The sequence below is a fragment of the Microbacterium sp. C7(2022) genome, from assembly GCF_028823665.1.
Lineage (GTDB): Bacteria > Actinomycetota > Actinomycetes > Actinomycetales > Microbacteriaceae > Microbacterium.
Genome location: NZ_JAPEHV010000006.1, coordinates 224,109 through 238,393, shown reverse-complemented (window position 1 = coordinate 238,393; position 14,285 = coordinate 224,109). Strand labels below are relative to the sequence as shown.

General features: G+C 67.1%; 10 protein-coding genes. 6 read left to right on the top strand and 4 right to left on the bottom strand.

Features of this window, described 5'->3' with window-relative positions:
- Positions 1-9 precede the first annotated feature (9 nt).
- Complete coding sequence (locus ON062_RS11490; protein ID WP_274647276.1) at positions 10-3,702, bottom strand: multifunctional oxoglutarate decarboxylase/oxoglutarate dehydrogenase thiamine pyrophosphate-binding subunit/dihydrolipoyllysine-residue succinyltransferase subunit; 3,693 nt, start codon at positions 3,700-3,702, stop codon at positions 10-12.
- Between the two features lie 176 nt (positions 3,703-3,878).
- On the opposite strand from ON062_RS11490, the gene ON062_RS11485 reads away from it, so the two are divergent.
- Positions 3,879-5,336 carry a GuaB1 family IMP dehydrogenase-related protein gene (locus ON062_RS11485; RefSeq protein ID WP_274647275.1) on the top strand — a complete coding sequence of 486 codons (1,458 nt, stop codon included), beginning with the start codon at positions 3,879-3,881 and terminating at the stop codon, positions 5,334-5,336.
- A gap of 251 nt (positions 5,337-5,587) precedes the next feature.
- On the opposite strand, the gene ON062_RS11480 is transcribed toward ON062_RS11485, so the two are convergent.
- Positions 5,588-6,364 (bottom strand): hypothetical protein, encoded by a 777-nt coding sequence (locus ON062_RS11480; protein WP_274647274.1) that lies wholly within the window; start codon positions 6,362-6,364, stop codon positions 5,588-5,590.
- Positions 6,365-6,894: 530 nt separating this feature from the next.
- Here ON062_RS11480 and ON062_RS11475 point away from each other — a divergent pair.
- Both ON062_RS11475 and ON062_RS11470 read left to right on the top strand, forming a co-directional pair.
- Entirely contained in the window at positions 6,895-8,241 is a 1,347-nt protein-coding gene (locus tag ON062_RS11475) for a hemolysin family protein (protein ID WP_274647420.1), read from the top strand.
- Entirely contained in the window at positions 8,238-9,296 is a 1,059-nt protein-coding gene (locus ON062_RS11470; protein WP_274647273.1) for a hemolysin family protein, read from the top strand. Before ON062_RS11475 ends, ON062_RS11470 begins: the two co-directional genes overlap by 4 nt.
- A gap of 77 nt (positions 9,297-9,373) precedes the next feature.
- Here ON062_RS11470 and ON062_RS11465 read toward each other — a convergent pair whose 3' ends face one another.
- Positions 9,374-10,438: an NADH:flavin oxidoreductase/NADH oxidase gene (locus ON062_RS11465; RefSeq protein WP_274647272.1), complete on the bottom strand. Its 1,065-nt coding sequence runs from the start codon at positions 10,436-10,438 to the stop codon at positions 9,374-9,376.
- 29 nt (positions 10,439-10,467) lie between these two features.
- Here ON062_RS11465 and ON062_RS11460 point away from each other — a divergent pair, with 29 nt between their 5' ends.
- The 3 genes from ON062_RS11460 to ON062_RS11450 are packed head-to-tail and all read left to right on the top strand — an operon-like array spanning position 10,468 to position 12,945.
- Entirely contained in the window at positions 10,468-11,343 is an 876-nt protein-coding gene (locus tag ON062_RS11460) for an ADP/ATP-dependent (S)-NAD(P)H-hydrate dehydratase (protein ID WP_274647271.1), read from the top strand.
- 31 nt (positions 11,344-11,374) lie between these two features.
- Complete coding sequence (locus ON062_RS11455; protein WP_274647270.1) at positions 11,375-12,592, top strand: glycosyltransferase 87 family protein; 1,218 nt, start codon at positions 11,375-11,377, stop codon at positions 12,590-12,592.
- Positions 12,593-12,606: 14 nt separating this feature from the next.
- Positions 12,607-12,945, top strand: coding sequence for a thiamine-binding protein (locus ON062_RS11450; RefSeq protein WP_274647269.1), 339 nt, complete (start codon positions 12,607-12,609; stop codon positions 12,943-12,945).
- 56 nt (positions 12,946-13,001) lie between these two features.
- Here ON062_RS11450 and ON062_RS11445 read toward each other — a convergent pair whose 3' ends face one another.
- Complete coding sequence (locus tag ON062_RS11445) at positions 13,002-14,207, bottom strand: homoserine O-acetyltransferase (protein WP_274647268.1); 1,206 nt, start codon at positions 14,205-14,207, stop codon at positions 13,002-13,004.
- Positions 14,208-14,285: the final 78 nt, after the last annotated feature.

Below are 14,285 nucleotides of genomic sequence, written 5' to 3'. Positions count from 1 at the left end.
CTCTGGCGATCAGCGCGTGGTGAGCGCCTTCTTCATGATTTCTGCGTGCTCGACGGCGTGTACCTTCGGTGACCCGGTCGCGGTCGAAGCGGCCGCAGCGCGCGAGACGCGGCGGATCGTACGACCGTGCAGGTGCTTGACCACCTCGAGTGCGATGAACGGCCACGCGCCCTGGTTCTCGGGCTCGTCCTGTACCCACACCAACTCGGCGTTCGGGTACTGGTCGATGATCGCGTTCAATTCGCTGACCGGAGCGGGGTAGAACTGCTCCACGCGAACCAACGCGATGTCGGGGTTCGGGTTCTTGTCGAGTTCGGCGCGGAGATCCCAATGGATCTTGCCCGAGTGCAGCAGGACGCGCGTCACCGCGGTCTTGTCGACGCCGCGGTCATCATCGAGAACCGGCTGGAAGGTGCCGTCCAGGAAGTCCTCGACGGGGCTGGTTGCCCCGCGAAGGCGCAACATCGCCTTGGGTGTGAACACGACCATCGGCCGACGCGGACGCGAGTACGCCTGACGGCGGAGCAGGTGGAAGTACGACGCGGGCGTCGACGGGCGCGCAACGACCATGTTGTCCTGTGCGCACATCTGCAGATAACGCTCAATGCGTGCCGAGGAGTGGTCGGGTCCCTGGCCCTCATAGCCGTGAGGGAGAAGCAGGACGACGCTCGACTGCTGCCCCCACTTCTGATCGGCCGAGGAGATGAACTCATCGATGACCGACTGTGCACCATTCGCGAAGTCGCCGAACTGGGCTTCCCACAGCACGAGAGAGTCGGCACGCTCGACTGAGTAGCCGTACTCGAAGGCCATGGCCGCGTACTCGCTCAGCAACGAGTCGTAGACCCAGAAGCGCCCCTGGTCGTCGTTGAGATTGCCGAGCGGGATCCACTCCTGCCCGTTCGCACGGTCGTGCAGCACCGCGTGGCGCTGCACGAACGTCCCGCGCCGCACGTCCTGGCCAGCGAGGCGGACATTGGTCTTCTCCAGCAAGAGTGAACCGAACGCCAACAGTTCGCCGAAGGACCAGTCGATGTTGCCGTTGCGGCTCATATCAGCGCGCTTGTCGAGCAGCTGCTGCAGCTTGGTGTGCACGGTGAAGCCGTCGGGCTTGTTCACGAACGCGTCGCCGACGAGCTGAACGACCTCGCGTGAGACGCCGGTGGTCTCGGGGGCGCCGACAACCTGCACTGAGCTGGTGTCAGGAGCCACGATGCCTGATGCGCCGGTCTCGGCTGCATGAGTTTCGGCGAAGGCGACTTCGAGGCGGTCCTGGAAGTCGCGCTTGGCCTGCTCGTATTCTTCTTCTGTGATATCACCGCGTCCGACGAGCGCTTCGGTGTACAGGCGGCGTACGGAGCGCTTCGCCTCGATCAGGTTCGTCATGAGCGGCTGCGTCATCGACGGGTCATCGCCCTCGTTGTGACCGCGGCGGCGGTAGCATACGAGGTCGATCACGACGTCGCGGTGGAACTTCTCGCGGTACGCGAATGCCAGCTGCGAGACGCGCACCACAGCTTCGGGGTCATCCCCGTTGACGTGGAAGATCGGCGCCTGGACAGTCTTCGCGACGTCAGTGGAGTAGATCGACGAGCGACCGTCCTGCGGGGTGGTGGTGAAGCCGACCTGGTTGTTGACGACCACGTGCACCGTGCCGCCCGTGCGGTAACCCCGCAGCTGCGACATCTGCAGCGTCTCGACCACCACGCCCTGACCTGCGAACGCGGCATCGCCGTGAACCAGAATGGGCAACCACGAGAAGGTGCCGATCGGCTTGCGGTCCTGCTTGGCGCGCACGATGCCCTCGAGTACGCCGTCGACCGTCTCAAGGTGTGAGGGGTTGGCAGCCAGATAGACCGGGAGTTCCTCCCCGCCGTCGGCGACGAACGTGCCTTCGGTGCCGAGGTGGTACTTGACATCACCCGATCCGCTCTTCGAACCGATAGCAACCGCACCCTCGAACTCGCGGAAGACCTGACCGTACGTCTTTCCGGCGATGTTCGTCAGCACGTTGAGGCGACCACGGTGGGCCATACCGATCGCGGCACCGTCGAGCCCCGCTTCCGCGGCGCCCTGGAGCACCTCGTCCAGCAGTGGAATGAGAGACTCGCCACCTTCGAGGCTGAACCGCTTCTGTCCGACGTACTTTGTCTGCAGGAAAGTCTCGAACGCCTCGGCCTGGTTGAGCTTGTCGAGGATGCGCATCTGCTCGTCGTGGCTGGGCTTCTGGTACTTGACCTCCAGAATCTCCTGGAACCAGCGACGCTGCTCCGGGTCTTGGATGTGCATGTACTCGACGCCGATAGTGCGGCAGTACGAGTCACGCAGCACGCCGAGGATGTCGCGCAGTTTCATGAGGCGCTTGCCGCCGAAACCGCCGGTGACGAATTCGCGGTCAAGGTCCCAGAACGTCAGGCCGTGCTGCTCGATCTCGAGGTCGGGGTGGGTGCGCTGGACGTACTCCAGCGGGTCCGTGTCGGCCATCATGTGGCCGCGCACGCGGAAGGAGTTGATGAGCTCCTGGACGCGAGCCTGCTTGTCGACGCGCTCAGCGAGGTCGACGTTGATGTCGGTGGCCCAGTGGATGGGCGCGTACGGAATGCGAAGCGCGGCGAAGATGTCGTCGTAGAAGCCGCGCTGCCCGATCAGCAGTTCGTGCACCTTCTTGAGGAATTCGCCCGAGCCAGCGCCCTGGATGACGCGGTGATCGTACGTGCTGGTGAGGGTGATGGTCTTGCCGATGGCCATCTCGTTGAGCGTCTTCGCGCTCGCACCCTGGAACTCGGCCGGGTACTCGAGCGCTCCGGCGCCGACGATGCAACCCTGACCCTTCATCAGGCGTGGCACGGAGTGAACGGTGCCGATACCGCCGGGGTTCGTGAGCGAGATCGTCGTGCCCTGGAAGTCTGCTGCGGTGAGCTTCCCGCCGCGGGCGCGGCTGACCAGGTCTTCGTACGAAGCGAGGTATTCGCTGAATGTGAGGGTGTCAGCGCGCTTGATGCTGGGCACCATGAGCGCGCGGGTGCCATCCGGCTTGGGTAGGTCGATCGCGATACCCAGGTTGACGTGCGCGGGCGCGACTACCGACGGCTTGCCATCGATCTCCGCGTAGAAGACGTTCTGACTCGGGAACTCCTTGAGCGCCTGAATGAGCGCCCAGCCGATCAGATGGGTGAAGCTGATCTTGCCGCCGCGCGTGCGCGACATGTGGTTGTTGATGACGATGCGGTTGTCGATCATCAGCTTCGCTGGCACTGTGCGGACGCTCGTCGCCGTCGGGACGGTCAGCGAGTCGTCCATGTTGGCAGCCAGGGTCTTTGGCATCCCGCGCAGGACAGTGACCTTGTCTTCCGCCGGCTCATCCGAAGCCGTGGGCGCCAACGTCGGCGCCTGGGCGGGAATCGGCTGCGGTGCGGCGGGGCGCGCGGTCGTGCGGGCCACGGGTTGAGCGCTGATCACCGGCACGGGGGCTGTCACGGGCTTGGGCTCCTCGTGCTTGTCGCCGGTCGATGCCGGCGCTGCGGTGTCGGCATCCCCGGACGATTCCTTGACGGGGTGGTACGCCTCGAGAACGGGCCACCAGGCCTTGTCGACGGAGTTCTTGTCGACTTTGAACTGTTCGTACAGTTCGTCGACGAGCCATTCGTTGGCTCCGAACTCTCCTTCGGTCGAAACCCCGACGCCCGTCACCTGGCTGGACACTCTCGATCGCCTGCTTTCTTCGATGAAGATCGGTCTCCTACCGGGAGTCTGAGCACCCATGCGTAGGCGTGTTAAGCGTAGCCCAGTTATTCCGCACCATTCCGGCATCCGGACCCGTCAGCCTGTAAAGATCCTGCATCCTTACCTGTGCACCAAGCGGACAGTACCGTGGAGTCATGAAGTTCATCGGCGAAGCGCCCAGTGTGGATCTGACGTACTCGGATGTGTTCCTCGTGCCACGCCGGTCGGCGGTGACCAGCCGCCTCGACGTCGACCTGTCGCCGTGCGACGGCACGACGGCGACAGTGCCGTTGGTCAGCGCCAACATGAACTCGGTCACCGGCCCGCGATTGGCCGCCACGCTCGCACGCCGCGGCGGCCTCGGGGTCTTGCCACAGGACATGCCGCTGCAGGAATTGGATGCGGCGATCCGATGGGTCAAGGATCAACCTGTCGTGTGGGATACCCCGCTCATCCTTTCGCCCGACACCACCGTGGCTGAGGCAGCGAAGCTCCTCCCCGCCACGGTCGGGCACGGCATCGTCGTGGCTTCTTCCTCTGGCCCGACTCTCGACGTCGCGGACGTGCAGGGGATTGTTCCCGCATCTCGGTTGGGGACCGCGCTCCCCGACGCGCGGTTGGGGGACCTTGCGCGGGGGCGCACAGCATCCATCGACGCGGAAGACATCGACGGCCCCCGGCACGCTTTCGACGTGCTCGTCGCTGCCGAGGCCGAAATGGTCTGCGTCGTGCATCACGGTCACGTCATCGGTACGCTCTCGCGCCGGTCAGCCCTCCGCTCGACGCTGTACCGACCCGCGGTCGACACGTCGGGCCGGTTGATTGTCGCCGCTGCTGTCGGGATCAACGGGGACGTCGCCGCGAAAGCCCGGGCGCTCGCCGCGGCCGGCGTTGACGTGATCGTCGTCGATACCGCGCACGGTCATCAAGAGGGAATGCTCCGAGCGTTGCGCGCCGTCGACGAGTTGGGGCTGGGGATTCCCGTCGCGGCAGGCAATATCGTCACCTCGGACGGTGTCGATGACCTGGTGCAGGCGGGCGCATCGATCCTCAAGGTTGGCGTGGGGCCGGGTGCGATGTGCACGACGCGGATGATGACCGCGGTCGGGCGGCCGCAGTTCTCTGCGGTGCTCGAGACCGCGGAGGCAGCTCGTGCGCACGGCGCCCATGTGTGGGCGGACGGCGGCGTGCGTTACCCCCGAGATGTGGCCCTGGCGCTCGCGGCGGGGGCGGCATCCGTCATGATCGGCTCCTGGTTCGCCGGAACCATCGAAGCGCCGGGCGAGCTCCGCGTCGATGGCGACGGCCGCGTGTACAAGGAATCGTGGGGGATGGCGTCGACAAAAGCCGTGCACGAGCGGTTCGGGCGGCTGGATCCCTACGAACTCGCCCGAAAAGAACTGTTCGCCGAAGGAATCTCGTCGTCGAAGATCTACCTTGACCCGCAGCGCCCGGGCATCGAGGACCTGCTCGACATGATCACCTCGGGCGTGCGTTCGTCGTTCACCTATGCCGGCGCGGCGAGCGTTCCAGAATTTCACGAGCGCGCTCGCGTCGGACTGCAGTCAGCCGCGGGATACGAAGAAGGCAAGGCGCTGCCCGTCAGTTGGTAGTGGCGTTGCGGTTGCGGTTGCGCGAGCTACTCAGCGGGGCGGTGTCGGGGCCTGTGGGGTCACCGCTCGTGAGCACGAAACCTGCGACTGAGCGTCCTTTTTCTGTCCGTTTCGCAGGTTTCATGCTCATTCGTCGGGTGGAGGCGCCGCGAGTGGGTGCGTGAGCAGGGCAGTGGGGTGCGCAGTCGCGGCGCGTGCGGGCCGCGACGCGGCGCAAGCGCAGGACGCGGTGCAAGCGGCGAGGCGGGGCTTCAGCGACCGGGGCGCGGACGGGACGAAGGCAGCCCGGCGCCCGTCAGCGTGTCATACAGCCGCTGGGGGTGCGTCAGCATGGGCGTTCGCCATCGCGAGAACCGACTCACCAGGCGACGCAGTTCGTCTTCGCGATCTTTCTCTGCGATGAGCGCCTCCTCGGGAGTGCGCCCCCGCAGCAACGCGGGATCGCGGTACTTGTCGAGTCCGTCGAACTCTCCGATATGAGAATGCTCTGGCCAGAAGAAGTCCGAGAACGCGTCGCGGCCGTTGGGTAGCATGAACCGTTGTTGCAGCCGCGGTTCCGGGAACCCCAGCGTCGCCAGCACGACGCGGCTCTGCGACTCGCGCACACTGTCGGCGCCGCCGCGCGCGAACGCCGTCACGCGGCGGGCTCGCCCGCTGCCGCGTCCGGCGGTGCTCTCCGCGAGAAATGCCAGGTCAGCGGGGTGGGCGAGCGGGCCTCCTCGGCGCCGTGTCCATAGCACCTGATCCGCGACGGCGACGCCCTCGACGAAAGGCAAACACGCGGCCAGATCGAGCGCAGTTTGCGCGGGGGTCGTGACCGCGTGCGTGCCCCACGGCTGAACCGCAGCGCCGTCGATGACCCGACTGTGCCGACGGATCGCGCCGCCGGAGCGAGTGGCGCGCGAACGATCAACGCTGACGTCAACGGCGTCGGGCCATGCGCCGAGGATGTGGATGCCCCAGAGAGCGGCGGCCGACAGGTGGGAGAACACCTGCCCGGGCGCCAACCGTGCGGCCGCTTCCCACACCCGCTGCGCGTGCTGGTCGCCCGTGAGAGGGCGCGCCAGGACACGGTGTCGGCGTACGAGCCCGGAGCGATACGCACGACAGCGCCTGCGTCGAGCTGGTGCCGCACGCGTCTGTCGTTGACGGGCTCACCATCGTTCTCGCGGCGACGGTAGACGGAGTCGAGCGGGGGATGCAGCATCCAATTCACGCTCTGATGCTTGTGTATGGCGGGTGTGCGAGGTGCTGCTGAGTGAGGTTTGTGGATGCTTCGCCCCGGCGCGCCGCTGGGGAGGAGGCGCCGCGCGCTGCGCGCGGCTACGTCCGCGAGCACGTTTCCTGCGAATGAGTACGAAAGTGGATGCTCGGATGCAGGATTCGTGCTCACTCGCGGGATTTTTTGGAGGGGCGAGGGGCGAGGGGCGAGGGGTGGGGCGACCGCGGCGCACGGCGCCGCGCGGGTGGCTTAGGATGTGAGGACGATGGACGACCCTCCTAGTTGTAGACGCTTGCCCCACCGACCTGCCTCCGCTGTGAATGGAGGTGATGCGTGATGGACTACGTCATGTTAGGCGTGGGGCTCCTCCTGACAATCGGAACGGGCCTGTTCGTGGCCTCGGAGTTCGCGTTGGTGAACCTCGACCGTGCCGATCTCGAAGCGCGACGGGATGCCGGTGAGTCGCGCCTCGCGCTGACTATCAGTGCTCTGCGCATCACCTCGACGCACCTCTCCAGCGCGCAGTTGGGTATCACCCTGACCACGCTCCTCACGGGTTACACCATGGAACCCGCGATCTCGAACCTGCTGCGTCCGGTCCTCACCGGCTGGGGGCTACCGTCGGCGATCGTCACCCCGCTCGGCGTCGTGATCGCCATCACCCTCGCCACGATCTTCTCCATGATCATCGGCGAGCTGGTGCCCAAGAACTTCGCCCTCGCGATCCCGCGGCAGACGGCCAAGCTGGTCATGCCGTTCCAGGTCGCCTTCACGACGGTGTTCAAGCCGGCGATCGTCGTCCTCAACGGCAGCGCCAACGGCGTGCTGCGCGCCATGGGCATCGAGCCCAAGGAAGAACTGTCGGGTGCGCGCACCGCCGAAGAGCTTTCGAGTCTCGTGCGCCGCTCGGCGAGCGCTGGTGTGCTCGAGGAAGACACCGCAAGCCTGCTGGATCGTAGCCTCACGTTCACCCGCCTGTCTGCCGCGGATGTCATGACGCCGCGCCCGAGCATCCATGCGCTCGCCGTCGAGGACTCGGTCGAAGAAGTCATCCAGCTTGCCCGGCGTACCGGGCACAGCCGCTTCCCGGTGTACGACGACTCGATGGACGACATCACGGGCATCGTTCACTTGAAAGCGGCCGTGAGCGTGCCGCGCGACCGCCGTGCGGACGTGCCGGCTGCGGCCATCGCCACCGAGCCGCTGCGTGTTCCCGAGGCCGTACACCTCGATGTCCTGATGGCGGAATTGCGCGCCAAGGGGTATCAGATGGCCGTCGTCGTCGATGAGTACGGCGGCACAGCTGGCGTGGTCACCCTCGAAGACCTGGTCGAAGAGATCGTCGGTGAGGTGCTTGATGAGCACGATCGGCGCCGGGCGGGGGTGGTGCGGGTTGCGGACGCGGTCGTGTTCCCCGGTGAACTGCGCCCGGACGAGCTGGTCGATCAGACCGGCATCCGAATTCCCGAAGGGGACGTGTACGACACGGTCGGCGGCTACATCATGAGTGTGCTCGAGCGCATTCCGCGCGTGGGCGACACCGTCGACATCGAAGACGGAAAGCTCGAGGTGCAGCGAATGGACGGGCGTCGCGTGGATCGCGTGCGGTTCACCGCGGTCGCTCCACCCAGCGAGGCTGATGCCGTCACCGGCGATGCCGTGAGCGAGGGGGGTGCACGATGAACGATTGGGCGGGAATTGCCTGGCTCGTGGTGCTGCTCATCGCGAATGCCTTCTTCGTCGGCGCTGAGTTCGCCGTCATCTCCGCTCGCCGCTCGCAGATCGAGCCGCTGGCTGAAAAGGGCTCCCGCGCGGCGAAGACCGCGCTGTACGCCATGGAGCACGCGACGCTCATGCTGGCCACCAGCCAGTTGGGTATCACGATCTGCTCGCTGCTGATCTTGAACGTGTCCGAGCCCGCTATTCACCACCTGCTCGCCGAGCCGTTGGGGCTGACGGGCTGGTCTGAGGCTGCGGTCGACACGGTCGCCTTCGTGATCGCCCTCGTGGTGGTGTCGTACCTGCACGTCGTCTTCGGTGAAATGGTTCCGAAGAACCTGGCGTTCTCGGTGCCCGACCGTGCGGTGCTGATGTTGGCAACCCCGCTGGTGTGGGTGTCGAAGGTCTTCCATCCGGTGATCGTCACGCTCAACTGGATCGCGAACCACATCGTGCGGCTCTTCCGGGTCGAGCCGAAGGACGAGGCCGCGTCGACCTTCACGCTCGAGGAGGTTGCGACGATCGTCAACCAGTCGCGTATCGAGGGCGTGCTCGACGACACGTCTGGCGCGGTGGCGGCGGTGGTCGAGTTCACCGACAAAAAGGCACGCGACATCGCGGTGCCGCTGGCAGACCTCGTCACACTCGACGAATCGACGACGCCTGACCAGATCGAGCGCTCGGTCGCCAAACACGGCTTCTCGCGCTACGTGATCGTCGACGGCGAGGGCGAACCTCTCGGGTATGTGCACTTGAAGGACGTGTTGCGGGCCGCAGAGGGTGCGAGCGCGACGAAGGATGTTGTCGCGCCGATCCCGGCCAAGCGCATTCACCACATGGTGCCGGTGCTCGAGACGACCGACCTCGAGGACGCACTCGCGCTCATGCGTGAAGCCGGACGTCATTTGGCCCGCGTGCGCAACGCGAAGGGTGAGACCACCGCCGTGCTCTTCCTCGAGGACATCATCGAGGAGTTGATCGGTGAGGTCCAGGATGCCACGCGTCGCGGCCTGCGGTGACGTCGCGTCCCGCACGGCCTGCTCGTGTGTGTGAGCTCGCCGGGATGGCCGGCGAGCTCACACGCGGAGCCGAAGGCTCAGCGGCGGGCGCGCACGTACTGCTTCGGCCAGTAGTCGATGTCGTCGCCGAGTTCGCCCGCCGCGCGCAGGGCGTAGTGCGGGTCGCGCAGCCACTCGCGCCCCGCCATGATCGCGTCGGCGTGGCCTGACTGCAGGATCTGCTCAGCTTGGGCAGCATCGTCGATCATGCCGACGGCGCTCACCCTCACCCCAGCTTCGCGCCGCACGTGGGCGGCGATGTCGACCTGGTACCCCGGTCCGGTGGTGATGCGCTGGTGGGCGACGAGTCCGCCGCTGGAGATGTCGAAGAAGTCCGCGCCGTGGTCGGCGGACCAACGGGCAACCGTGGTGGTCGCCTCGACGTCCCACCCGCCATCGGCCCAGTCCGAGCCCGAGAATCGCACGAGGAGCGGGATGCCGGGCGCGGCATCCTTCACCGCATCGATCACGCGCAGCAGCAGGCGCGCGCGATTTTGGAGGCTACCGCCGTACTCGTCGTCGCGCTGGTTGGACAGGGGCGACAGGAACTGGTGCAGCAGATAGCCGTGCGCCGCGTGGATCTCAAGCAGCTGGAACCCCGCAGATACGGCGCGCCGTGCGGCCGCCGCGAAGTCGGCCACGACGGCATCGATACCGGCCAGGTCGAGCGCTTCGGGGGCCACGAAGCCCTCATAGGCCACGGGGGAGGGGGCGACGGTCTCCCAGCCGCCGTCGGCGGTGCTGACCGAACCTCGGTGACCCGAGAACGGCGACCACGTGGAAGCTTTGCGGCCGGCGTGGGCGAGCTGGATCCCCGCCACCGCGCCACGCGCTCGAATCCCCGCGACGATGGGCGCCCACGCGTCGCGCTGCGTGTCGTTCCATAGACCGGTGTCCTCGGGCGAGATGCGGCCCTCGGGCGAGACCGCTGTGGCCTCGGCGATGATGAGCCCCGCGCCACCGTTGGCGAATTGCGTCAGATGGGTGTGGTGCCATTCACCGGGGACGCCGTCGACCGCGCTGTACTGGCACATCGGGGCCACCCATAGGCGGTTTCGCACGGCAAGGTCAGCGATCGTGAGGGGCGTGAACAGCAGCGACATCAGGAGATCTCCGCGGGTAGGGTGTCGCCATGAGCGGCGAATGGACAGCAGCAGACACGGCGACGTGTCTTCGAGAGCCAACGGCCGCGGATGACAAGTATTCCCGAGGAGTCGTCGGGCTGCGCACAGGCTCGGAGCAGTACCCCGGGGCGGCGGTCCTCGGGGTCGAGGCGGCCTGGCGCACCGGCGTCGGCATGGTGCGCTACCTCGGGCCCACCGTCGCCACGTCTCTCGTATGGGCGCGGCGGCCTGAGACGGTGTCGGCCTCGGGTCGCGTGCAGTCGTGGGTGATCGGATCGGGCACGGATGCCGCGACTCGCACCCCTGAGGAGTCCCGAGCACTACGTGACATCACCAGCGGAACGGTTCCGGTGGTCATCGATGCCGGTGCTCTGGACCTCGCCGTGGGAGCGAGCGCACCCGTGGTCGTCACGCCCCACGCCGGGGAGCACGAGCGACTGCGTGCTCTGCTGGGACTCTCGCCGGTCGGCGAGCGAACCGACGACGCGCTCGATGACGCGGTGCGCGAGAGCGCGGCATCCCTCGGCCATGTCGTTCTCCTGAAGGGAGCCCGCACGCGCGTCGCAACGCCGGGGGGTGACCTTTATGCCGTCGTTGCGCCGACGTCGTGGCTGGCGACGGCCGGGTCCGGTGATGTCTTGGCCGGTGTCATCGGCGCGGTGCTGTCGGGAGTGGTCGCCGGTGTCGAACAGCGAATGGATGCCGCGTCGGTGGCGCGCTGCGCTGCCGCCGGTGCGTGGCTGCACGGCCAGGCCGCGGCGCGGGCATCGGTCGCGCGAAGCAGTGGGCCGGTAACCGCGCTCGACGTTGCGGAGGAGTTGCCCCGCGTCGTCGCCGGGGTTCTCGCGATGCGTGGGGACGGCGCGCGCACGGCGGGCCCCTAAGCTAACAGGGTCGGGCCCCTAAGCTAACAGGGTGTCGAGGCGGGCGGTGCTGTGGGTGGCGTTCGTCGTCGTCCACGCCGTCGTCGCGATCCTGGGCTTCGTCTGGCCGAGCCAACCCATGGGCGATGTGTATTTCGTCTACGAGCCGTGGTCGCTCAGCGCCCTGAACGGCGGAGCCATCGTCGGTGTTACCGAAGCGTGGGTGTACCCGCAATGGGCCCTGGTGCCCATGGTGCTCGCGCACGGTTTCGCGTGGATCGCGGGCTACGAAGTCGGCTGGGCGCTGCTTGTCACCGGGGCGAACGCGCTTGCCTTCGCCATGGTGGTCGGTCGCGCTCGGTCGGTCGGTCGGGTCAGCGCAGCATGGTTCTGGCTGGCGTTCATCCTGCTGCTCGGGCCGGTGGGGATGTATCGATTGGATGCCATCACCGTGCCGCTCGCGGTTGCTGGCTGCCTGTGGCTGGTCGGACGCCCCTTCGTTGCGTCACTGCTCTTGTCGGTTGCGACCTGGATGAAGGTGTGGCCGGCAGCACTGCTTGCCGCCGCCGTGGTGGCGGTGCGGCGGCGTGCGCTGATCGTCGCCGGAGCACTCGTGGTCAGCGGCTGCACCCTGGTTGTCGTCGCGCTCGCTGGGGGTGCGGCCCACGCGTTCGGCTTCATCTCGGGGCAGACCGAGCGCGGTCTTCAACTCGAGGCTCCGGTGAGCATGTACTACCTGTGGCGTGCGGTCGCGGGGATCGAGGGATCGTTCATCTTCTACGACCCTGACATCCTGACATTCCAGGTGACCGGGCCGCAGGTCGACCCCGTGATCGCGCTCATGACGCCCCTGCTCGCGATCGTGGTCCTCGCGATTTGCGGCGTCGGTGCGTTCGCTGCGTGGCGCGGCGCGCACTTCGTGACGTTGTTCCCACCCCTGGCCATCTCGCTCGTGCTCGCCCTGTGGGCTGTCAACAAGGTCGGCTCGCCCCAGTTCTTGACGTGGCTGATCGCACCGATCGTCCTTGCGCTCGTCGTCGACCATCGCCGGTGGCGCGGATTCGCGGTGACCGCGCTCGTGGCGGCGGGTCTCACGCAGATCATCTACCCGTTGCTCTACGACCAACTGCTTCTCGCCCAGCCCGTCGCGGCGGCGGTGCTCACCGCCCGAAACCTCCTGATGATCGGGATGCTCGGATGGGCGCTCGCACGCCTGGTGCGCGTCTTGTGGCCTGCCCGGCGCACACGCCTGCTCGAATCCACCCACTGACTCGGAGGTCTCTCATGCTCGTCGCTTTCTCTGTTGCTCCCAGCGGTACCCCCCACGCAGACGGTTCCGTGCACGACGCGGTGGCCGCGGCTGTGCGTGTCGTGCGCTCAAGCGGGTTGCCGCACCGGACGACGTCGATGTTCACCGAGATCGAGGGCGAGTGGGACGAGGTGTTCGACGTGGTGCGTCGCGCGACCGAGGCCGTCGGGCAGTACGGATCCCGCGTCTCCCTCGTACTGAAGGCGGACATTCGCCCCGGGTACTCGGGTGAACTCGATGCGAAGATCGAGCGCCTCGAAGCGGCGATCGACGCTCAGGCCGGCGCCGTGGGGGAGGCTGATCGCGCGGAGTGACGCGCGCGGCATCCACGATCTTCGAATCGATTCGACAGTGCGAGGCCCGCTGCGAGTCAGTCGGCGAGCAGGCGTCGCAAGTGCTGCCCGACGAGCGGGGTCTCGATCAAGAAGCCATCGTGCCCGAAGTCACTGGTGAGCACGACGGCGCGGTCGCCGTCGAGGGTGTTCGGGATGCCGCGGGCGATGCGATGCTGCCCATCGATCGGGAAGAGTCGGTCGCTGTCGATGCCGAGCACCAGCGTGCGTGCGGTCACCGCGGCCAACGCTTCTTCGACGCCCCCACGATCGCGTCCGACGTCGTGGGAGTTCATCGCTTCGACGACCGTGATGTAGCTGTTGGCGTCAAAGCGCCGCGTGAACTTGTTGCCGTGGAAGTCGAGGTACGACTCGACGGCGAAGCGGCCGCCGCGCCCGAGGGGGCTCACGCCCGACTGCCATGAGCGCTGAAAGCGTTGGTTGAGTTCTGTGGGGGAGCGGTAGTTGAGCAGCGCCATGCGCCGTGCGAGCGCCAGCCCGCGCGTGGGTCCGTCGCCGTCAGCGGCGTCGTAGTACTCGCCACCCGCGAAGCGAGGGTCGATGCGGATCGCTTCGATCTGCACCGAGTTGAGAGCGATCTGGTCGGCCGTGTTCGTCGGGGGCGCCGACAGCACCGCGAGACGCTCCACACGCGACGGGAGCCCCGCCGCCCACTCGAGCGCGTGCATGCCGCCCATCGACCCGCCGACGACGGCAGCCCATGTCGAGACTCCGAGGCGATCGGCCAGCAGCGCTTGAGCGGACACCTGGTCGCGGATCGTCAGGTAGGGAAAGCGGGCCGCCCACTCGTACCCCGACGGCGCGATGCTGGCCGGACCGGTCGATCCCTGGCAGCCGCCGAGCATGTTCGGCGCGACGACGAACCACCGGTCGGTGTCGATCGGGGCGCCGGGCCCGACGATGTCCTCCCACCAGCCCGACGTGGGATGGCCGGGGCCAGCAGCGCCGCGGACGTGGCTGTCTCCGGTCAGGGCATGGAGGATGAGCACGGCGTTGTCGTGTGCGGTGTTGAGCGTGCCCCAGGTTTCGTACGCCAGCCGGAAGGACGGCAGAGTCCCGCCGCTCTCGGTCGTGAACTCGCCGAACGTCGCGAACAGTCGGTCACCGGCGGGGTCGCCGTCCCGCCACGCTCCCGTCGCTGGCGGGCGACCGAGCAGAAAACGTGCATCGGCTTCGGTCACCGGCGACGAGGGCACCGTGTCCTCTGACGTCTGCCAATCCATTCGACCATTCTTTCCGACGAACCAACACCGAGTGTCCGTGTTACACCGTGGACGGCAGAATGCCTCGACCGGGTCGGT

Coding starts and splice junctions, on each gene's coding strand:
- ON062_RS11475 (WP_274647420.1), top strand. CDS start 6,895: ATGGACTACGTCATGTTAGGCGTGGGGCTCCTCCTGACAATCGGAACG.
- ON062_RS11450 (WP_274647269.1), top strand. CDS start 12,607: ATGCTCGTCGCTTTCTCTGTTGCTCCCAGCGGTACCCCCCACGCAGAC.
- ON062_RS11485 (WP_274647275.1), top strand. CDS start 3,879: ATGAAGTTCATCGGCGAAGCGCCCAGTGTGGATCTGACGTACTCGGAT.
- ON062_RS11470 (WP_274647273.1), top strand. CDS start 8,238: ATGAACGATTGGGCGGGAATTGCCTGGCTCGTGGTGCTGCTCATCGCG.
- ON062_RS11460 (WP_274647271.1), top strand. CDS start 10,468: ATGAGCGGCGAATGGACAGCAGCAGACACGGCGACGTGTCTTCGAGAG.
- ON062_RS11445 (WP_274647268.1), bottom strand. CDS start 14,207: ATGGATTGGCAGACGTCAGAGGACACGGTGCCCTCGTCGCCGGTGACC.
- ON062_RS11465 (WP_274647272.1), bottom strand. CDS start 10,438: ATGTCGCTGCTGTTCACGCCCCTCACGATCGCTGACCTTGCCGTGCGA.